The sequence below is a fragment of the Citrobacter sp. C348 genome, from assembly GCF_047467975.1.
Taxonomy (GTDB): domain Bacteria; phylum Pseudomonadota; class Gammaproteobacteria; order Enterobacterales; family Enterobacteriaceae; genus Citrobacter; species Citrobacter gillenii.
On sequence record NZ_JASJUJ010000008.1, the window covers coordinates 17775 to 36918 of the forward strand.

The window sequence follows — 19144 nt, forward strand, 5'->3', positions numbered from 1 at the left end:
GATTTCAAATTTTTTGCAGGCAGAGTATGTGGTCAGAATATTCCCTTGAAGTGGTGGATGCAGTCGCACGCAACGGCAGCTTTAGTTCTGCCGCCCAGGAGTTGCACCGCGTGCCTTCGGCGGTGAGCTATACTGTGCGTCAACTGGAGGAGTGGCTGGCTGTGCCTCTTTTCGAACGTCGCCATCGGGATGTGGAATTAACCCCCGCCGGGGCGTGGTTTTTAAAAGAAGGGCGCTCTGTTATCAAAAAAATGCAGATCACCCGCCAACAATGTCAGCAAATTGCCAACGGCTGGCGTGGGCAACTGGCGATTGCCGTCGATAATATTGTCAGGCCGGAACGGACCCGACAGATGATTGTGGATTTCTACCGTCATTTTGATGATGTGGAGTTAATCGTTTTTCAGGAGGTGTTTAACGGCGTCTGGGATGCGCTATCGGACGGGCGCGTGGAGCTGGCGATTGGCGCGACGCAGGCTATTCCGGTAGGGGGGCGCTATACGTTTCGCGATATGGGAATGTTGAGCTGGAACTGCGTGGTGGCAAGTCATCATCCGCTGGCGTCGATGCCGGGACCGCTCAGTGACGATGCGTTGCGCAACTGGCCGTCGCTGGTGCGTGAAGATACCTCCCGTACGCTGCCAAAACGTATTACCTGGCTACTGGATAACCAAAAACGGGTGGTAGTGCCTGACTGGGAATCCTCTGCCACCTGTTTATCGGCGGGGCTGTGCGTGGGGATGGTGCCGACGCATTTTTCCAAACCGTGGATCGACAGTGGAAAATGGGTGGCACTTCAGCTTGAGAATCCCTTTCCTGATGCCGCCTGTTGCCTGACCTGGCAGCAAAACGATACGTCGCCTGCGCTGAGATGGCTGCTGGACTATTTAGGGGACAGTGAAACGTTGAATAAAGAGTGGCTGCGGGAGCCAGAGTAAGGCTCCCGCACAACAGATTATCGACGATAATCGCGGAACGGACCATCGGCCACGGAGCGACGTTCTACCAGGCGCGGGTGCACCTCAATAGACTGTGACTCTTCGCGTTTATTCACGATACGGTCTAACAGCATGTTAAAGGCCGTTTCACCGAGCGAATCTTTTGGCTGATGAATGGTGGTTAATGCCGGGGTGAAGAAGCGGGCATTACGCACGTTGTCGTAACCAATCAGCGACACATCCTGCGGGACGCGCAGGCCCATCTCGTCAGCGGCGCAAAGCGCGCCCATCGCCATGATATCACCACCGCAGAAGACGGCGGTCGGGCGGTGCGACTGGGAGAGGATCTGCTGCATGGCGCGATATCCGGATTCAGGCTCAAAATCACCCTGGACAATCCAGTTGTCAGGCACTTTAATCAGCGCTTCTTCCATTGCTTTCATAAAGCCTGCCAGACGACCGGCGCCGGTGTTACGCTCCATAGGCCCTGGGATCACACCAATCTCGCGATGACCGCGTTCAACCAGATAACGGCCTGCCATATACCCGCCTTCAAAGGCGTTATCGATGACCGTATCGGTAAAATCGGCTTTGGCTTCGCCCCAATCCATCACCACCATCGGAATATGGCGATATTCTTCGAGCATGGAAAGCAGAGGTTCCGGGTATTCAGAACACATCACCAGCAGACCATCTACGCGCTTCTGCGCCATCATGGAGAGGTAGGCCTGCTGCTTCTCGAGGCTGTTCCACGCGTTGCCCAGAATCAGCGTATAGCCTTTCTGGAAGCAGTTCTTCTCAACGGCTTCAATGATTTCCGCAAAGTAGGCGGCTTCGCTGCTGGTCGCCAACAAGCCAATCGATTTGGTGTGATTCACCTTCAGACTGCGTGCCACCGCGCTTGGGGAATAATGTAGTTCTTTAATCGCTGCCCAGACGGCATTGCGCGTTTCTTCCGCGACAAAGCGTGTTTTGTTAATTACGTGTGATACGGTTGTAGTGGAAACGTTTGCTCGCTTCGCTACATCTTTAATTGTTGCCATTACATCTCACTCCAGACCATATCCTAAGTTCCTGAGAATACTCCAGGTAAACGTTTGCCTTCACACACCCTTCGCGCAACATCAGGGTTGCGGTACGCCAGGAAAACGACACGGAACGTCAGGAAGGGGTCAATGGCCGGTACGCTAATCAAGTAAGCGTGGAATTTTGTCTGATCTTAACCAAAAGGGGAAGAGTTAAAAGCATTTATCAATATAAATCGTGAGAGATTTTTACCTTCAAGTGTGTAAAAATGCGCAATATCACTTTTTGTGTGGGAATAAAAAGGAGAAAACTTGATGAGCACCGATCTGAAATTTTCGTTAGTCACCACCATTATTGTTCTGGGTCTGATTGTCGCCAGTGGTTTAACCGCCGCGCTGCATTGATTTATCGCCGAGGGAGAGCACTCTCCCTCATCCCGCCCCCCCGTCCTCCTGCCGCTATTGTTTGCAAATAAGCAAAAGTCTTTTGCATTTTTGTTAACTTTATTATTTTTGCGATCAATGTCATGCTTTCGACTCTTATTCTGTGTCGTGCCACGGCTCGACGTTACGGAGTCGCTGTATGAAAATAAATTATCCACTACTGGCGCTGGCGATAGGGGCGTTTGGTATCGGCACGACAGAGTTTTCTCCGATGGGGCTATTACCGGTCATCGCTAAAGGCGTCGATGTCTCGATTCCGGCGGCAGGGATGCTAATTAGCGCCTATGCGGTAGGGGTGATGGTCGGTGCACCGTTAATGACCCTATTGCTTTCCCATCGCGCGCGTCGCAATGCGCTGATTTTCCTGATGGCGATTTTTACGCTCGGCAACGTGCTGTCGGCGTTATCACCGGATTACACCACTCTGATGCTGTCGCGTATTCTGACCAGTCTTAACCACGGGGCGTTTTTTGGTCTCGGCTCGGTTGTGGCGGCAAGCGTGGTGCCAAAGCACAAACAGGCCAGCGCTGTCGCCACCATGTTTATGGGACTCACCATCGCCAATATTGGCGGCGTTCCTGCAGCGACCTGGCTGGGTGAAACCATCGGCTGGCGCATGTCATTTATGGCAACGGCGGGTCTGGGTGTTATCTCGATGGTCAGCCTGTTCTTCTCGTTGCCGAATGGCGGAGCCGGGGAGCGCCCGGACGTGCGCAAAGAGCTGGCGGTGCTCATGCGCCCGCAGGTGGTGTCAGCGTTGCTGACTACCGTGCTGGGAGCCGGTGCGATGTTCACGCTCTATACCTATATTTCACCGGTGCTGCACAGCATCACCCATGCCACGCCTGTCTTTGTTACCGGAATGCTGGTGCTGATTGGCGTCGGGTTCTCAATCGGTAACTATCTGGGTGGCAAGCTGGCGGACCGCTCAGTCAACGGCACGCTGAAAGGCTTCTTGCTGCTATTGATGGTGATTATGCTGGCGATCCCGTTACTGGCGCGTAGTGAACTGGGCGCAGCTATCAGCATGGTAGTCTGGGGTGCGGCAACCTTTGCGGTAGTTCCGCCGTTACAGATGCGCGTGATGCGTGTTGCCAGCGACGCGCCGGGCTTATCATCCTCGGTCAACATTGGTGCGTTTAATCTGGGGAATGCGCTAGGTGCGGCGGCGGGTGGAGCAGTGATATCGGGTGGTTTAGGTTATAGTTTTGTCCCGGTGATGGGGGCAATTGTGGCTGGGATGGCGTTGCTACTGGTCTTTGTCTCCGCGAGAAAACAGCCTGACGAGGCCTGCAGCGTCACGAACTAACGCTAAAACGCAGAAGGGAGTCCCTTCTGCGTTATCATTTTTATGCTGCGAAGTTTTTCGCAACAAACTCCCAGTTCACCAGCGCCCAGAAATGTTCCAGGTAGCCAGGACGCGCATTGCGATAGTCGATGTAGTAGGCGTGTTCCCACACGTCAACGGTCATCAGCGGCGTTGCATCTGTGGTCAGTGGCGTACCGGCATTTGACGTGGAAACGATAGCCAGTTTGCCATCGGTACCTTTTACCAGCCAGGTCCAGCCAGCACCGAAGTTCTTGATTGCCGCATCGGTGAACTGTGCTTTGAAATCAGCGAAGCTACCAAAGGATGCAACAATGGCTTCAGCCAGTTTACCGGTCGGTTCGCCGCCCGCATTGGGTGCCAGGCAGTTCCAGTAGAAGGTGTGGTTCCAGACCTGGGCTGCGTTGTTAAACACACCGCCTTCAGAGCTACGCACGATCTCTTCCAGTGATTTGCCTTCAAACGCCGTGCCTTTGATCAGGTTATTCAGGTTAGTAACGTAAGTCTGGTGGTGTTTGCCATAGTGGTATTCCAGCGTTTCAGCAGAAATGTGCGGCGCCAGAGCATCTTTGGCATACGGTAATGCAGGTAATTCGAACGACATTGCTTCTCTCCTTATTATTTATATTGAGTACACACAATAGCCTCATTGTGAGTAAGGATAGGGTAGCAAATTGAAAGGTTATGCAAAAGAAGAACTTACCCTACAGCACATACTGTAGGGTAAGATTTTAGCGAATTGTTTTTGGCGTCATGACACGACGAGCGCCCACATAGTGGCGTTGCCAGTAATCTTCACTCAGGGAGGTGATTTGGATCTCCTGACCGCTACGTGGTGACTGAATAAATTTACCGTTGCCAACGTAGACACCAACGTGATCGGCGGTGCCGCGGCCCTGGGTACGGAAGAAGACCAAATCGCCGTTTTTCAGTTCATCGCGGTCGATCGGTGCCGCGTCGCGCAGGTGGTACATTTCATTGGCAGTACGCGGAATACGAAACTTCACCAGGTCCTTATACGCGTAGTAAACCAGACCACTGCAATCAAAACCGGTTCTCGGCGAAGATCCACCCCAGCGGTAGGGTTTACCGATCTGGTTCATCAGGGTAGACATCGCGGTTTTGGTCGCTTTTTGCACTTTCACTTTATGGGCATCGGCGAGGGCTACCGGGGCTGTTGATTTTACTTTTACACAGCGCGGCTTGTGACCTTTGCGCGGGGTGCATTTTTCAGTCCAGGTGACCGCAGCGGTTTGTGTTGTTGCGACTTTACTGCGACGGTTGACCGTTTTGGTTGTTTTTGCAGGTGTCGCGGTGCGTTTTTTGGAAGAGGAAGCGGTTTTGGTGCTGGATTTACTGGTGGTTTTTTTTGCCGTTTTCTTGCTGGTTTGTGTGACTTTTTTACTGGCTGTCGCGCTTTTCTTTTTATCTACCGTTTTGAGCGTGTGGGAAACGGCAGGTGTCGTCCTGGCCTGCTTGGAAGCATGGGCCACTGACGTAAAAGGGAGTGTGGTAAAAAGCAAAGCACAGAGCGTGATCGAGATCCGGTTTATCCGCGCCACTGAGCAGTCCTCTGTTAGGGCAGGTCTATCATGCCTGCGTGTGATTTTCAAAACTTGATGATTCTAATCTATAGAAACGGGGAAAGTTAATAGCTTTTTTTGTTTAAAATAGTGTTTCGTTACCGACCGCAAAAAAAAACAGCAATCAACGCCAATACTGGCGAAGGGATAATCAATTCCTTGTGCATAAAAGGGATAAGTAAGATTCTGAATGCAACTTATGGCGACTGGCGATAAAATAATAACCGTAAGAAAAATGTTATTTTCCGTTGTCAGTCAGACCCGTTACAATGTCAGACTACTGCCGTAAAAGAAGTTAAGGAAGCAAGATAATGAGCACCACTATCGAAAAAATCCAGCGCCAGATCGCTGAAAACCCGATTCTCCTGTACATGAAAGGTTCTCCTAAACTGCCAAGCTGCGGTTTTTCCGCTCAGGCTGTGCAGGCGCTGTCTGCCTGTGGTGAACGCTTTGCTTATGTTGATATTCTGCAAAACCCGGATATTCGCGCCGAGTTGCCGAAATACGCAAACTGGCCAACCTTCCCGCAGCTGTGGGTTGATGGTGAGCTGGTTGGCGGCTGCGACATTTTAATCGAAATGTACCAGCGCGGTGAATTGCAGCAGCTTATCAAAGAGACTGCGGCGAAGTACAAAACCGAAGAGCCGGACGCTGAGTAATCAGCAGAAACGAAAAAGCGACCAGTCTGGTCGCTTTTTTTATGGTCCGCTTATGCTTCTTCAGGCATTGGCAGGGGCCACCCACCAAGGCGTTTCCAGCGGTTAACGATTTCGCAAAACAGCACTGCCGTCCGTTCGGTGTCATACAGCGCAGAGTGCGCCTGGTTGCCATCAAACTCCATTCCTGCAGCCAGACACGCTTTAGACAGTACGGTTTGCCCGAGCGAAAGACCGCTTAAGGCCGCAGTGTCAAAGGTCACAAACGGGTGAAATGGGTTGCGCTTCAGTGAGGCGCGTTCGGCGGCTGCCATCATGAAGCTGTGATCGAAGGTGGCATTATGCGCAACCATAATCGCCCGATTGCAGCCGCTGTCTTTGATGCCTTTACGCACCATTTTGAAGATGGCGTGCAGAGCGTCGTATTCGCTGACCGCGCCGCGCAGCGGGTTGCTCGGATCAATACCGTTAAACGCGAGTGCTTCTGGTTGCAGATTTGCCCCTTCAAACGGTTCGACGTGGAAATGCAACGTCATGTCCGGCATCAGCCAGCCTTGTTCATCCATTTTCAGCGTGATGGCTGCAATCTCGAGCAGCGCATCGGTTTTGGCGTTAAATCCTGCTGTTTCTACATCAATGACGACAGGATAAAAACCACGAAAACGGTCACACAGACCGGAAAGTTGAGCGTTATCGGACATCTGGGTCTCTTAATACGGGAAAATTGCAGCGCGTATTATGACAAAATGATGAGTATAAAACTACGGGCACAGACGATCTGCGCCCGAGGGGAGGTTAGTCACCCAGGCCGCGGCCTGCGTCTTTCTCTTCGATCAGTTCGATTTTGTAACCGTCCGGATCTTCTACAAATGCGATAACCGTCGTCCCGCCTTTGACCGGACCCGCTTCGCGCGTCACGTTGCCGCCGTTCTGACGAATGCGCTCGCAGGCTTCTGCGGCGTTGTCTACGCTCAGGGCAATATGGCCGTAGGCAGTGCCCAGCTCATATTTGTCGACGCCCCAGTTATAGGTCAGTTCGATCACGGCTTCACTGGTTTCAGGACCGTAGCCAACAAAGGCCAGAGAGTACTTGTATTCAGGGTTTTCGCTGGTACGCAGCAGCTTCATGCCCAGCACGTTGGTGTAAAATTCGATGGAACGCTGCAGGTCACCTACGCGCAGCATGGTATGAAGTAAACGCATCTTTTTCCCCTTCAAAAATGGCCAGTACATTCAATATGTTGTTTTAGTATAGCGGCGTTGTTGCGCCGCTATCAATGCCAGAACGGAGATTGCGCAATTACAGGGTCGGATAATCCGTGTAACCCTCTGCACCGCCGCCGTAGAAACTCTCTGCGCGCTGTGGGTTCAGTTCTGCTTTGTGCTGCAAACGTGCGACCAAATCCGGGTTGGCAATATAGGCGCGGCCAAAGGCGACGGCGTCGATTAACCCTTTCTCAATCAGCGCTTCTGCTTTTTCCGGGGTGTAGGCACCAGCACCAATAATCGGACCGTGGAAACGCGCGCGAACTTTCTCGCGGAACGCATCGCTATACGGCTCTCCGCCGGCCCAGTCTGGTTCGGACATGTGCAGATAAGCGATACCACGTTTACCCAGCTGTTCAATCAGGTACAACGCATCGGCTTCTTCATTCGGGCCGTTATCAACGTTCTGGAAAGAGCCGATAGGGGATACGCGGATGCCAATCCGGTCTGCGCCCCATTCTTTGATACCGGCATCAACGACTTCCAGCACCAGACGTGCACGATTTTCGACGCTGCCGCCGTACTGATCGGTACGCTGGTTAGAGGTGGGTGACAGGAACTGGTGCAGCAAATAGCCATGGGCAGAGTGCAGCTCAACCATGTCAAAGCCTGCTTCGCGTGCGTTGGCGATGGCCTGACGGAAATCATTGACGATGCCCGGGATTTCATCGGTTTCCAGGGCGCGCGGCATTGAGGTGTCGGCACGCGTTGCCAGACCGTTTTCATCGCGCAGCGAGGTACGGGTACCGGCGCTGATGGCGGAAGGGGCAACTGGCGGTTGTCCGTTCGGCTGCAGGCTGACGTGAGAGATACGACCGGTGTGCCACAACTGTACGGCAATATGACCTTGTTCAGCGTGAACGGCGGCGGTGATTTTTTTCCAGGCTTCAATTTGTGCTGCGCTGTGTAATCCCGGCGCACCGGCGTAGCCTTTTGCCTGAGCAGATATCTGAGTGGCCTCGCTGATGATAAGACCCGCGCTGGCGCGTTGGCGATAATACTCGGCCATCAGCGGAGTCGGGATGTCGCCAGGTTCGATGCTACGCAGGCGCGTCAGTGGGGCCATAAATACGCGGTTGGCCGCTGTGATAGCACCTACTTTCAGCGGGGAAAACAATTTTTCAGATGACATATTAACTCCAGGTATGAATAGACCGGTCGTCTAGTAATTGGGTAAATAAAAACGCCTGTTAAACGGCAGGCGTTGCAATAATGTTTTTAACGTGTGCCAGCGCATTTTCCAGTGGGGTGGCACTGCGAGACATCTTGGCCTGCAGGTTGGCCCCGAGCCACAGCGCATACAGCACCTGCGCTTGCTGCAGCGGTTCGCCGCTAAACGACAGGCAGTGTGTGTCGCGACCTTTTTCCAGCGCTTGCGCCAGCAGGGTAATAATGTGCCGAGCGCCTTTATCCATCGCCGTACGCATATCTTCAGAGAGATCGCATACTTCAGCCGACAGTTTGACCGTTAAGCAACCGCTAATAATGCCGTGTTGACTAAACTGATTCAGGGTTTCCTGATAGTAGGCGAGGATTCTGTCGCGGTAGTTACCGGCACCCGATGCTAAATGTGTGGCCAGCCGAAGGTGGTAGGCCGCGTAATGGCGTTCAAGCATGGAAACACCAAACGCTTCTTTAGAGCGAAAATAGTGGTAAAACGACCCTTTGGGCACCTCGGCGGTTTTCAGCAGTTCGCTTAAACCCATACCGGTGAAACCGCGCTGCATGCAAAGCTGCTCGCCGGTCGCCAGAAGATGTTCGCGTGTGTCGTGTTCAGTTGCTTTGTTCATGGTATGGAGTGTAATAGACCAGTCGGTCTAATGCAATAGCGCTTGCCAGAAATTCAGTTAGCGTCTTCAATAGGTATAACTATCTTACGTAAGGAGGGGATGTGGCCGAACAGCTGGAGTTTTTCCCCGTCCAGAGCCCGTGCCGCGGGATCTGCCAGTCCGACGAACGCGGCTTTTGCCGTGGATGTTTTCGTAGCCGGGATGAGCGCTTTAACTGGCAGAAAATGAGCGATGCCGAAAAGCAGGATGTGCTGCGTCTTTGTCGTCAGCGTCTGATGCGTAAATTACGTGCAAACAAACCGAGCCCGCCAGAAGAACCGCAACAACCTTCACTCTTTTAAAAGCGTAATTGCGTATACTCGATGCACACTCATTGTTAAGGAAGCTGCTATGGTTCAGCGTATTACTATTGCGCCGCAAGGCCCGGAATTTTCTCGCTTTGTCATGGGGTACTGGCGGCTGATGGACTGGAATATGTCCGCGCGCCAGCTTGTCAGCTTTATTGAAGAGCATCTTGACCTGGGCGTAACCACCGTCGATCACGCGGATATTTACGGCGGATACCAGTGCGAAGCGGCGTTTGGCGAGGCGATGAAGCTGGCTCCGCATCTGCGTGAAAAAATGCAGATCGTGACCAAATGCGGTATTGCCACCACGGCACGGGCGGAAAATACCCTCGGTCACTACATCACCGACAGCGACCATATTATTGCCAGCGCGGAGCAGTCGCTGAAACTGCTGGCGACCGACCATATTGATCTGCTCTTGATCCATCGTCCCGATCCGCTGATGAATGCCGACGACGTGGCTGAGGCGTTTAAGAAACTGCATCATAGCGGCAAAGTGCGTCACTTTGGCGTGTCTAACTTTACGCCTGCGCAGTTTTCCCTGCTGCAATCACGTCTGCCGTTTACGCTGGCAACCAATCAGGTTGAGATTTCTCCGGTGCATCAGCCACTGCTGCTGGATGGCACCTTAGATCAGCTGCAACAACTGCGCATCCGGCCAATGGCCTGGTCCTGTCTGGGTGGTGGGCGGTTATTTAATGATGATGAATTCCAGCCGCTGCGCAATGAACTTGCCGTGATTGCGCAAGAGTTGAACGCTCAGTCCATTGAACAGGTGGTGTACGCGTGGATCCTCCGTCTGCCGTCGCAGCCGTTGCCGATTATTGGCTCAGGGAAAATTGAGCGCGTTCGCGCTGCTATTGAGGCCGAATCGTTGACCATGTCCCGCCAGCAATGGTTCCGTATCCGCAAAGCCGCTCTGGGGTACGACGTACCGTAATCGCGTTTTCGGCGTTCCGTCGCTCAACATTGCGTCACTGGTTTACACTTATCAGTCAGACACAGAGAGACGGAGGTCGTATGAAGCGTTTGAGTATCGCCATAATCACCTTACTGGCCTGTGCGGGCGCACAGGCTGCCAGTGAGCAAGTTGAGATGAACCTGGTGACATCGCAGGGGGTGGGGCAGTCGATTGGTTCAGTGATCATTGCTGAAACTGCGCAAGGGCTGACGTTTACGCCTGACCTGAAAGCACTGCCGCCGGGAGAACATGGTTTCCATGTCCATGCCAACGGCAGCTGTCAGCCTGCGATTAAAGAAGGCAAAGCTTCTGCCGCTGAATCGGCAGGGGGACATCTTGACCCGCATAAAACCGGAAAACATGAAGGTCCGGAGGGGGCTGGGCACATGGGCGACCTACCGTTGCTGGTGGTCAATGCCGAAGGTCACGCCACAACGGCTGTTACCGCCCCACGCCTGAAATCACTGGATGAGGTCAAAGGTAAGGCGCTGATGGTCCATGTGGGTGGCGATAACATGTCCGATCAGCCAAAACCTCTAGGCGGTGGCGGGGCGCGTTACGCCTGCGGGGTTATCAAATAATCAACGGCTCAGCGTGCCTGGCGGCGGAGCCTGTTCAAGCTGAGACAACGAACAGTGTAAACGCCAGATAAGCGCCGCCAGCTCTTGTGCGGCAGGCTGATGATGATGGGCAAGCGTATCGCAGATGCGCTGTAACTCGTTAAGCGTGGCATTCAGTGGACGCTGCTGGACGCCACGCTCGTTCATCACATCGCGTAGCAGTGAAATACACACATCCCTGACGCGGGCCAACGGATCGGAGCGCGCTTCCCAGGCGCGCAGCTGCCACACCACATGCGAGCAGTTCAGCAACACGACGCCCCAGCGTAATAACCACCGCCGCGCCAGCGCATCCTGGCTGTTACTGAGCTGGCTGACATGATGATAGGTTAACGACTCAAATTCATGTTCGCTGTGTGCCGGATGCCGACTGAGCTGATCGACAAAATCCCGGCGCAGGGCGCGAATATGACGACGACTCTTTCTCGCGTCTGAGCCTGGCCGCAGGATAGCAAAGGCCAACCAGGATAGCGCTACGCCGGTTATTTTTGCCAGATTATCATTCAGGAAATCGGCGAAGTCATACACCGGCGGATTGGTTACGGCGATAAACGATCCCATAAAGACGATCAACTGCCCCCAAAGCCCCGCCAGAGCAGGCATTTGCAGCTTTAGCAGTTGCATGGTGGCGAGCAGTGGGAAGAGAAACAGAATGAATTGCCACAGGTCGGTAATTTGTACCATCAGACCGAACTTCACCACAAAGCTGAACAATGACAGCAGCACCAACGTGCGCATCAGCAGTGAGAGTGATTTGAACGGTGTGGCAACGGCGGAATACAGTACGCAGCTAATCGCCGCCAGCGTCAGCGCACCCGCGCCGGATTCCCATTGTGCGCCGATGCTCCACGCGCCAATCACCATCAACGTGATGAAGGTACGTAACCCACTCCAGATGGCTTCCGCGTTGTCGGTATGGCGGGCCAGGCCCGGCGTGCGGTTCACGCTGATGCGCTCGGCGGTCACGCCTTTTTCCAGCAAATGCAGATAATGGCTGCTTTGCAGGTAAATTCGGCAGAAATAACGTAGCCGTTGCCAGAAGGCGACATGCCGGTAGTCGTGGGAGTCCTGCGGACGCAGGGGGGCAATAATGCGGGCTACCGTGTAGCTATCGGTATCGGATTTCACCAGTGCACTGAGTAGCTGTTCGATGACTTCCCGGGTGTGAGCCGGAGGATTTTGCCAGTTAAGCAGCATTCTGCGCAGGCTGGAGATCACGCTGGTCAGACGCAGTTGCTGATGCAGCAGTGAATTGAGCAGGGCATTCTGCCGTCGAAAGCGATAGTGGCTCCAGAATGCCTGAATACGCAGCAGATTCATGGTCAGAATCTGGCCGATTACCCCTTCGTGGGCTGAGCGGATCGCATCGGTGGTTTCGGGTTGCCAGAGTAAGCTAGCATGTTCCAGCAAACGCGCGTGCATGTTTTTCAGCGCCGTCAGCAACGCTGTACCATCAGACGTGCTGGGCAGGATCATCATCATCATGCCCCCGCAGAGTATCCCGACCATTACTTCGCACACGCGCGCCTGGGCAATATCCCACAGTTGCGTAACCTCAATGGTGTTGACCATCGGAAACGCAATAATAGCCGCGGTGTAGCCTGCCAGTTGAAACGCGTAGGCCACGTTGTTGGTAAAGTGCGCGCAGGCCCAGGTGCATAAACCAATCCAGGCCGACATGCTGAGTAAAAATAACCACGGTTCATTGAGGGTGTGGCCAGCAATAATCAATGCCGCCGTGGCACCAAGCAAACTGCCTGCCACGCGGCCCAGACTTTTGCTGATGACACCGCCCACGGTGGGAAAGCTAACCACCGCAGCGGAGGTCATCGCCCAGTAGGGTTCATCCAGATTCAGGTAATAGGCGAATGTTAACGCCAGGCACATCGCGATGGTGTTTCGCAGCGCGTAACGCCACTGTGCCGCGGTGGCTTTCAACCACGGTAAATTGCCCGGCGTCAGGTGAAGCCGTTTCATTTTTTCTGACCAATCGACACGCTGCAGGTGGTACCTGAAACCAGTGTGACATCGTGCGGTAGTGCGTCAAATTCGATACGCACGGGTACCCGTTGCGCCAGACGCACCCACGGTACGTTGGGTTTGATGTCAGGAATCAGACCGGAATCACTCTCTACACTTTGATCGTAAATCGCACGACCAATACTGGAAACGTGACCCTGTAACTTTATATTGCCGCTGTACAATGTAATCAGCGCCGGTGCGCCCTCGCGAATATGGCGGAGCTTGGTTTCTTCAAAATAGCCCATCACATAAAATGAACGACTGTCGACCAGCGCAAACAGGGGTTTACCGGTACTGGCATAATCGCCACCGCGTGTAGAAAGATTCGTCACCCAACCAGCGACAGGAGCTTTAACTTCCGTTTGGGTCAATTGCCACTGCGCTTGCCGTAATTGGGCCTGTGCTGCCTCCACGCTTGCCTGCATCGCTTTCACGTTGAGGTTGGCCGTGTCCAGATCCTCGGCAGAGATATAATTTTGTGACAGATGACGGCGGCGATTGGCCTCGTTATTAGCCTTTGCCAGATCGGACTGTGCTTTCGCCAGCTGCGCCTGTGCATTCAGTTCAGCAATATGAAACGGCGTCTTATCGATAACAAACAGCACGTCGCCTGCATTAACAAACTGATTATCTTTAATATTGAGTTGGGTAATGCTGCCGGAAACCTGTGGGGTGATACTGACCTGCTCCGCACGAACTTTGCCATCGCGCGTCCAGGGGGACTGCATATAATAATTCCACATCCACCAACCCGCGAGAACGGCAACAACTGCGACTATAATAGTGGAGAAGTATTTAACGGTTTTGAGCGACATAATCACCACACAATCAGCATAACAAAGCCCAGACACACGCAAAGCGCAAAGAGCGACAGATCCATTAACAAGGGATGCCAGATTTCGCCGGAGTACATCCAGTCGCGCAGTACGCGATGAACAACCAACCAGAAGATAAATCCGCAGATAAACGCTTTGAAAAGTGGAGGGAAGTAGACAGATGCACCGATCATTAAATCTTGTAGGGGCAATCCTGTTGCATTAAACATAAACTTCACGGGCAAAATCCTTGACGGAAGAGAGCATTGCTATAGGTTTAGCAAAAAAAGGGACAATCAGTCTCTTTAACGCATAATGTCTGAAAAAATGTCATCCGGTAAGCAAATTTGGCAATACATTTGTTTTGGGAATACAAATGCTGCACACTATTCTAAAATCAGCATAACAACTTAGCAAGCTAATTATAAGGAGATGAAATTGGAATCGCCACTAGGTTCTGATCTGGCACGGTTGGTGCGCATTTGGCGTGCTCTGATTGACCATCGCCTGAAGCCTTTGGAGTTGACGCAGACGCATTGGGTGACGCTGCACAACATTCATCAGCTGCCGCCGGATCAATCGCAGATCCAGCTGGCTAAAGCGATAGGGATTGAGCAGCCTTCTCTGGTGCGTACGCTCGACCAACTGGAAGAAAAGGGACTCATTTCACGACAGACTTGCGCCAGCGATCGTCGAGCAAAGAGAATTAAACTGACGGAGAAAGCCGAGCCGCTGATCGCTGATATGGAAGCGGTTATCAACAAAACGCGCGGAGAGATTCTGGAAGGGATTTCAACCGAGGAAATTAATCTGCTGATTAAACTGGTTGCCCGACTGGAACACAATATTATTGAGCTACAGTCTCAGGGCTGATGCGAAGATCTACGTGTGGCCAGTATCTGACTGACCACACGTAAATTCGATTAGCGCGGAGAAACGGTAACTTCTTTGCCGTTGCTGGCCATCACAACACGCTGACCTGACGCGAATTTGGTTGCACCTTGTTTCTGCACCACCATGATGGTATTGCCGTCATCCTTACGGATTTCCAGTTCCACACCCTGTGTTTTATTGATCGCACCCTGGACGCTTTGACCTGCGACGCCGCCTGCAACCGCACCTGCCGCCGTAGCTAATGAACGACCAGAACCGCCGCCGACGGTGTTACCAAGGAATCCACCGAGTACAGCTCCGCCGATCGCGCCGATGACGTTGGCATCATCGCCACCCTGAATTTGCACCGGACGGACATGAACGATGGTACCGTAGGTTACGTTCTGTACCTGTTTCGCTTCGGATGCGGTATACACGTCACCTGAAAGACTATCACTGTTAACACAACCCGCTAAAGATAATCCCATTAATGAAACAATCAGTGCACGTTTAATCATTTATAACTCTCCTTTACACCACGAAACGCTAAAAAAGCACCCTTCATGGTTAAATTATATGGCATTTGTGAGCCTAAGGTCACATGTTCTACTGGAACAGTATGAAAATCTTAACCGAAATCAGGTTAACTGAGTATAAACGAATCATTCATCAAATTGATTGAATAGATGGCAGCTTGTCATGATTAGCCATTAAAAATCATCAACGAAGCATGGAATTAATCAGCACTTTATGGTTGAGTGTCAAGGCTAACGTGTTTAAAAGGATGACGTATGAAATCGGGCCGTTTTATCGGTGTTATGTCTGGAACCAGCCTTGATGGTGTTGATGTTGTGCTGGCAGCAATAGATGAAACGATGGTCGCGCAGCAGGCGAGTCTGACCTGGCCCATCCCTCTCCATTTGAAACAGGCCATTCTCGATATCTGCCAGGGGCAGCAGCTCACCCTCTCGCAGTATGGGCAACTGGATACGCAATTGGGGCGTTTATTCGCCGAGGCGGTAAATGCGCTGCTGGCGCAGCAAAAATTAAAGCCGCAGGATATTGTCGCAATTGGCTGCCATGGACAAACCGTCTGGCATGAGCCGACAGGTAGTGCGCCGCATACCCTGCAAATTGGCGACAACAACCAGATTGTGGCGCATACCGGCATCACCGTAGTCGGCGATTTTCGCCGGCGTGATATTGCGCTAGGCGGGCAGGGTGCACCGCTGGTTCCCGCTTTTCATCAGGCGCTGTTGGCGCACCCAACTGAGCGTCGGATGGTGTTGAATATCGGCGGTATAGCTAATTTGTCACTGCTTATTCCTCGGCGCCCTGTACGCGGTTATGACACCGGGCCAGGTAATATGCTGATGGATGCCTGGATCTGGCGGCAATGTGGAAAACCTTACGATAAAGATGCGCAGTGGGCCTGCGAAGGCACGGTTATTCTTCCGTTGCTGCAAAGCATGCTGAGCGATCCCTATTTTGCCGCACCGGCACCTAAAAGCACCGGCCGCGAGTACTTTAATTATGGTTGGGTCGAACGTCATCTGGCGCAGTTCCCGGGACTGGCCGCGCGTGATGTGCAGACGACGCTTGCTGAACTGACGGCGGTGACGATATCCGAGCAGGTCCTGTTGAGCGGTGGCTGCGAACGCTTGATGGTCTGCGGCGGTGGAAGCCGTAATCCGCTGCTGATGATGCGCCTGGCGGCACTGTTGCCCGGCACGGAAGTGACCTCGACCGATGAAGCCGGTATTAGCGGGGATGATATGGAAGCGTTAGCTTTTGCCTGGCTGGCATGGCGCACGCTGGCGGGATTACCGGGCAATTTACCCTCAGTTACCGGTGCGACGGAATCCAGCGTTTTAGGCGCTATTTTTCCCGCAAACCCACGAACTCAGAGTTAACTGAAATTATCCTGGCGACGATGTCGGTAAACTAGGGATGTTAGGGAGGGGGTTATTCCCCTCCGGGACCAGGAATGTCTTCAGGATAGGGCTATGAAAAAACTGTTATTGGTCTGTTTGCCGGTACTGCTTACCGGCTGTAGTGTCTACAACCAATTTGTCGAGCGTATGCAAACGGATACCCTCGAATATCGCTGTGATGAAAAACCGCTGACCGTGAAATTGAATAATACCCAACAAACGGCAAGCTTTGTTTACGATAATCAGTTAGTGAATCTTAAACAGGGTGTATCAGCATCGGGCGCGCGCTACACCGATGGCATTTATGTCTTCTGGTCTAAAGGCGACGGCGCGACGGTCTATAAACGTGACAGAGTTGTGTTAAATAACTGTCAGTTACAGAATCCGAAGCGTTGAGATTTTCACCTGGGCGGCGCACAATAGCGTCACCCACTGACAATCCGTAGCCCAAACATCATGTCTGATAACGACGAATTGCAGCAAATCGCGCATCTGCGCCGTGAATACACGAAAGGCGGTCTTCGCCGCCGCGATCTTCCCGCCGAGCCGCTTGCGCTTTTTGAGCGCTGGCTCGGACAAGCCTGTGACGCGAAACTCGCCGATCCGACTGCCATGGTGGTGGCCACCGTTGATGAAAACGGCCAGCCGTACCAGCGCATCGTGTTGCTCAAACATTATGATGACAAAGGTTTGGTATTTTATACCAACATGGGCAGCCGTAAGGCGCACCAGATAGAGCATAATCCCCGCATTAGCCTTCTGTTCCCGTGGCATACGCTGGAACGGCAGGTGATGGTGATTGGTCAGGCCGAACGTCTTTCGACGCTTGAGGTCGTGAAGTACTTCCACAGCCGCCCTCGCGACAGCCAAATTGGCGCCTGGGTATCAAAACAATCCAGTCGTATCTCCGCGCGCGGTATTCTTGAAAGCAAATTTCTTGAACTGAAGCAGAAGTTCCAGCAGGGGGAAGTCCCGCTGCCGAGTTTCTGGGGCGGTTTTCGCGTGAGTATTGAGCAAATGGAGTTCTGGCAGGGCGGCGAGAACCGCTTGCACGATCGTTTTTTATACCAGCGTGAAGCCAACGCGTGGAAAATCGATCGCCTGGCCCCCTAAAGATGCAAAATTCTTGTTTTAAGCGCTGGTACTGATGAATCCGGCGCTTTATTCTATGTCTCTTTCGCATCAGGCGAAAAGTCGTGTACCGGCAAAGGTGCAGTCGTTTTATACATGGAGATTTTGATGGCAAGCAGTAACTTGATTAAACAATTGCAAGAGCGGGGGCTGGTGGCCCAGGTGACGGACGAAGAAGCGTTAGCAGAGCGACTGGCGCAAGGCCCGATCGCGCTCTATTGCGGCTTCGACCCTACCGCTGACAGCTTGCATTTGGGGCATCTGGTTCCATTGTTATGCCTGAAACGCTTCCAGCAGGCGGGCCATAAGCCTGTCGCACTGGTAGGTGGTGCAACCGGTCTGATTGGTGACCCGAGCTTTAAAGCCGCCGAGCGTAAACTGAATACCGAAGACACCGTGCAAGAGTGGGTGGATAAAATCCGCAAACAGGTTGCACCGTTCCTCGATTTCGACTGTGGCGACAACTCCGCGATTGCTGCGAACAACTACGACTGGTTTGGCGGTATGAATGTACTGACTTTCCTGCGTGATATCGGCAAGCATTTCTCTGTGAACCAGATGATCAACAAAGAAGCGGTGAAGCAGCGTCTGAACCGTGACGATCAGGGCATCTCCTTTACCGAGTTTTCTTACAACCTGCTGCAAGGGTATGACTTCGCTTGCCTGAACAAACTGCACGGTGTGGCGCTGCAAATCGGGGGTTCTGACCAGTGGGGTAACATTACCTCCGGTATCGATCTGACCCGCCGTTTACACCAGAATCAGGTGTTCGGCCTGACGGTTCCGCTGATCACCAAAGCAGACGGGACCAAGTTCGGTAAAACGGAAGGTGGCGCAGTCTGGCTGGATCCGAAGAAAACCAGTCCGTACAAGTTCTACCAGTTCTGGATTAACACCGCCGATGCTGATGTCTATCGCTTCCTTAAATTCTTCACCTTTATGGACATTGAAGAGATCAATTCCCTGGAAGAAGAAGATAAGAACAGCGGTAAAGCGCCGCGTGCCCAGTATGTTCTGGCGGAGCAGGTTACGCGTCTGGTTCACGGTGAAGAAGGTCTGGTGGCGGCAAAACGTATTACCGAAAGCCTGTTCAACGGCAACTTAAGCGATCTCAGCGAAGCCGACTTCGAGCAGTTGGCGCAGGATGGCGTGCCGATGATCGAAATGGAAAAAGGTGCCGATCTGATGCAGGCGCTGGTGGACTCAGAACTGCAGCCGTCTCGCGGCCAGGCGCGTAAGACCATTGCGTCGAATGCGGTGACCATCAACGGCGAAAAACAGTCAGATCCGGAATACTTCTTCCAGGACAGTGACATTTTGTTTGGGCGCTACACGTTACTGCGCCGCGGCAAAAAGAACTATTGTCTGATTTGCTGGAAATAATGCGTTAAGGAATGGGAGTGAGAAATCAC

The 19144-nt window shown here is 52.8% G+C and carries 22 protein-coding genes and 1 pseudogene; 12 read left to right on the top strand and 11 right to left on the bottom strand.

From position 1 onward, the window contains the following. Window positions 1–26: 26 nt before the first annotated feature. Entirely contained in the window at window positions 27–938 is a 912-nt protein-coding gene (gene punR, locus QNN86_RS15430; protein WP_181619346.1) for a DNA-binding transcriptional activator PunR, read from the top strand. Between the two features lie 17 nt (window positions 939–955). Here the strand turns inward: punR and purR are convergent, their stop codons facing one another. Then, window positions 956–1981 carry an HTH-type transcriptional repressor PurR gene (purR, locus tag QNN86_RS15435; RefSeq protein WP_096757161.1) on the bottom strand — a complete coding sequence of 342 codons (1026 nt, stop codon included), beginning with the start codon at window positions 1979–1981 and terminating at the stop codon, window positions 956–958. A 297-nt stretch (window positions 1982–2278) separates the two neighbouring features. On the opposite strand from purR, the gene cydH reads away from it, so the two are divergent. Both cydH and QNN86_RS15445 read left to right on the top strand, forming a co-directional pair. Further along, window positions 2279–2368, top strand: a complete 90-nt coding sequence (gene cydH, locus QNN86_RS15440; RefSeq protein ID WP_072036634.1) for a cytochrome bd-I accessory subunit CydH — start codon at window positions 2279–2281, stop codon at window positions 2366–2368. Between the two features lie 178 nt (window positions 2369–2546). Further along, window positions 2547–3716 carry an MFS transporter gene (locus QNN86_RS15445; RefSeq protein ID WP_182269878.1) on the top strand — a complete coding sequence of 390 codons (1170 nt, stop codon included), beginning with the start codon at window positions 2547–2549 and terminating at the stop codon, window positions 3714–3716. A gap of 40 nt (window positions 3717–3756) precedes the next feature. Here QNN86_RS15445 and sodB read toward each other — a convergent pair whose 3' ends face one another. Together sodB and QNN86_RS15455 are read right to left on the bottom strand one after the other, a co-directional pair. Next, window positions 3757–4338, bottom strand: coding sequence for a superoxide dismutase [Fe] (gene sodB / locus QNN86_RS15450; protein WP_181619348.1), 582 nt, complete (start codon window positions 4336–4338; stop codon window positions 3757–3759). 127 nt (window positions 4339–4465) lie between these two features. Then, window positions 4466–5296 carry a C40 family peptidase gene (locus QNN86_RS15455; protein WP_117343058.1) on the bottom strand — a complete coding sequence of 277 codons (831 nt, stop codon included), beginning with the start codon at window positions 5294–5296 and terminating at the stop codon, window positions 4466–4468. A gap of 332 nt (window positions 5297–5628) precedes the next feature. On the opposite strand from QNN86_RS15455, the gene grxD reads away from it, so the two are divergent. After that, window positions 5629–5976: a monothiol glutaredoxin 4 gene (gene grxD, locus QNN86_RS15460; protein ID WP_003832760.1), complete on the top strand. Its 348-nt coding sequence runs from the start codon at window positions 5629–5631 to the stop codon at window positions 5974–5976. Between the two features lie 50 nt (window positions 5977–6026). On the opposite strand, the gene rnt is transcribed toward grxD, so the two are convergent. The 4 genes from rnt to QNN86_RS15480 form a co-directional block, all read right to left on the bottom strand. Next, on the bottom strand, window positions 6027–6674 hold the full coding sequence (rnt, locus tag QNN86_RS15465) for a ribonuclease T (RefSeq protein ID WP_096757157.1): 648 nt from the start codon (window positions 6672–6674) through the stop codon (window positions 6027–6029). A 94-nt stretch (window positions 6675–6768) separates the two neighbouring features. Beyond that, a complete protein-coding gene (gene gloA, locus QNN86_RS15470; protein ID WP_003029198.1) occupies window positions 6769–7176 on the bottom strand; it encodes a lactoylglutathione lyase in 408 nt (135 codons plus the stop codon). 97 nt (window positions 7177–7273) lie between these two features. Next, window positions 7274–8371 (bottom strand): alkene reductase, encoded by a 1098-nt coding sequence (locus tag QNN86_RS15475; RefSeq protein ID WP_096757155.1) that lies wholly within the window; start codon window positions 8369–8371, stop codon window positions 7274–7276. 58 nt (window positions 8372–8429) lie between these two features. Further along, complete coding sequence (locus tag QNN86_RS15480; protein WP_117343060.1) at window positions 8430–9029, bottom strand: TetR/AcrR family transcriptional regulator; 600 nt, start codon at window positions 9027–9029, stop codon at window positions 8430–8432. 101 nt (window positions 9030–9130) lie between these two features. On the opposite strand from QNN86_RS15480, the gene QNN86_RS15485 reads away from it, so the two are divergent. From QNN86_RS15485 to sodC, 3 genes are all read left to right on the top strand, one after another. Beyond that, complete coding sequence (locus tag QNN86_RS15485; RefSeq protein WP_115258572.1) at window positions 9131–9370, top strand: DUF1289 domain-containing protein; 240 nt, start codon at window positions 9131–9133, stop codon at window positions 9368–9370. A 49-nt stretch (window positions 9371–9419) separates the two neighbouring features. Beyond that, window positions 9420–10316, top strand: a complete 897-nt coding sequence (locus tag QNN86_RS15490; protein WP_414211583.1) for an aldo/keto reductase — start codon at window positions 9420–9422, stop codon at window positions 10314–10316. Window positions 10317–10396: 80 nt separating this feature from the next. Further along, window positions 10397–10918 (top strand): superoxide dismutase [Cu-Zn] SodC, encoded by a 522-nt coding sequence (sodC, locus tag QNN86_RS15495; RefSeq protein WP_414211585.1) that lies wholly within the window; start codon window positions 10397–10399, stop codon window positions 10916–10918. On the opposite strand, the pseudogene QNN86_RS15500 reads toward sodC, so the two are convergent. The 3 genes and pseudogenes from QNN86_RS15500 to QNN86_RS15510 form a co-directional block, all read right to left on the bottom strand. Continuing rightward, a pseudogene (locus QNN86_RS15500) lies at window positions 10894–12934 on the bottom strand (FUSC family protein). The gene sodC and the pseudogene QNN86_RS15500 overlap by 25 nt on opposite strands. After that, window positions 12931–13794, bottom strand: coding sequence for an HlyD family secretion protein (locus QNN86_RS15505; RefSeq protein ID WP_117343063.1), 864 nt, complete (start codon window positions 13792–13794; stop codon window positions 12931–12933). Before QNN86_RS15505 ends, QNN86_RS15500 begins: the two are co-directional and overlap by 4 nt. Before the next feature lie 2 nt (window positions 13795–13796). Further along, window positions 13797–14033, bottom strand: coding sequence for a DUF1656 domain-containing protein (locus QNN86_RS15510; protein WP_096757148.1), 237 nt, complete (start codon window positions 14031–14033; stop codon window positions 13797–13799). 193 nt (window positions 14034–14226) lie between these two features. On the opposite strand from QNN86_RS15510, the gene slyA reads away from it, so the two are divergent. Next, window positions 14227–14667, top strand: coding sequence for a transcriptional regulator SlyA (slyA, locus tag QNN86_RS15515; protein ID WP_269473706.1), 441 nt, complete (start codon window positions 14227–14229; stop codon window positions 14665–14667). Window positions 14668–14717: 50 nt separating this feature from the next. Here slyA and slyB read toward each other — a convergent pair whose 3' ends face one another. Further along, a complete protein-coding gene (gene slyB, locus QNN86_RS15520; RefSeq protein WP_096757147.1) occupies window positions 14718–15185 on the bottom strand; it encodes an outer membrane lipoprotein SlyB in 468 nt (155 codons plus the stop codon). Between the two features lie 273 nt (window positions 15186–15458). Here slyB and anmK point away from each other — a divergent pair, with 273 nt between their 5' ends. From anmK to tyrS, 4 genes are all read left to right on the top strand, one after another. Continuing rightward, a complete protein-coding gene (gene anmK, locus QNN86_RS15525; RefSeq protein ID WP_414211589.1) occupies window positions 15459–16580 on the top strand; it encodes an anhydro-N-acetylmuramic acid kinase in 1122 nt (373 codons plus the stop codon). Between the two features lie 93 nt (window positions 16581–16673). Further along, a complete protein-coding gene (mliC, locus tag QNN86_RS15530; protein WP_279276888.1) occupies window positions 16674–16997 on the top strand; it encodes a C-type lysozyme inhibitor in 324 nt (107 codons plus the stop codon). Window positions 16998–17057: 60 nt separating this feature from the next. Further along, entirely contained in the window at window positions 17058–17714 is a 657-nt protein-coding gene (gene pdxH / locus QNN86_RS15535; RefSeq protein ID WP_182269871.1) for a pyridoxamine 5'-phosphate oxidase, read from the top strand. A gap of 126 nt (window positions 17715–17840) precedes the next feature. Next, a complete protein-coding gene (tyrS, locus tag QNN86_RS15540; protein ID WP_279276887.1) occupies window positions 17841–19115 on the top strand; it encodes a tyrosine--tRNA ligase in 1275 nt (424 codons plus the stop codon). Window positions 19116–19144 lie beyond the last annotated feature (29 nt).

Coding starts and splice junctions, on each gene's coding strand:
- slyB (WP_096757147.1), bottom strand. CDS start 15,185: ATGATTAAACGTGCACTGATTGTTTCATTAATGGGATTATCTTTAGCG.
- sodB (WP_181619348.1), bottom strand. CDS start 4,338: ATGTCGTTCGAATTACCTGCATTACCGTATGCCAAAGATGCTCTGGCG.
- slyA (WP_269473706.1), top strand. CDS start 14,227: ATGAAATTGGAATCGCCACTAGGTTCTGATCTGGCACGGTTGGTGCGC.
- QNN86_RS15475 (WP_096757155.1), bottom strand. CDS start 8,371: ATGTCATCTGAAAAATTGTTTTCCCCGCTGAAAGTAGGTGCTATCACA.
- QNN86_RS15480 (WP_117343060.1), bottom strand. CDS start 9,029: ATGAACAAAGCAACTGAACACGACACACGCGAACATCTTCTGGCGACC.
- sodC (WP_414211585.1), top strand. CDS start 10,397: ATGAAGCGTTTGAGTATCGCCATAATCACCTTACTGGCCTGTGCGGGC.
- pdxH (WP_182269871.1), top strand. CDS start 17,058: ATGTCTGATAACGACGAATTGCAGCAAATCGCGCATCTGCGCCGTGAA.
- rnt (WP_096757157.1), bottom strand. CDS start 6,674: ATGTCCGATAACGCTCAACTTTCCGGTCTGTGTGACCGTTTTCGTGGT.
- QNN86_RS15490 (WP_414211583.1), top strand. CDS start 9,420: ATGGTTCAGCGTATTACTATTGCGCCGCAAGGCCCGGAATTTTCTCGC.
- anmK (WP_414211589.1), top strand. CDS start 15,459: ATGAAATCGGGCCGTTTTATCGGTGTTATGTCTGGAACCAGCCTTGAT.
- punR (WP_181619346.1), top strand. CDS start 27: ATGTGGTCAGAATATTCCCTTGAAGTGGTGGATGCAGTCGCACGCAAC.
- tyrS (WP_279276887.1), top strand. CDS start 17,841: ATGGCAAGCAGTAACTTGATTAAACAATTGCAAGAGCGGGGGCTGGTG.
- QNN86_RS15445 (WP_182269878.1), top strand. CDS start 2,547: ATGAAAATAAATTATCCACTACTGGCGCTGGCGATAGGGGCGTTTGGT.
- gloA (WP_003029198.1), bottom strand. CDS start 7,176: ATGCGTTTACTTCATACCATGCTGCGCGTAGGTGACCTGCAGCGTTCC.
- mliC (WP_279276888.1), top strand. CDS start 16,674: ATGAAAAAACTGTTATTGGTCTGTTTGCCGGTACTGCTTACCGGCTGT.
- QNN86_RS15505 (WP_117343063.1), bottom strand. CDS start 13,794: ATGTCGCTCAAAACCGTTAAATACTTCTCCACTATTATAGTCGCAGTT.
- cydH (WP_072036634.1), top strand. CDS start 2,279: ATGAGCACCGATCTGAAATTTTCGTTAGTCACCACCATTATTGTTCTG.
- purR (WP_096757161.1), bottom strand. CDS start 1,981: ATGGCAACAATTAAAGATGTAGCGAAGCGAGCAAACGTTTCCACTACA.
- grxD (WP_003832760.1), top strand. CDS start 5,629: ATGAGCACCACTATCGAAAAAATCCAGCGCCAGATCGCTGAAAACCCG.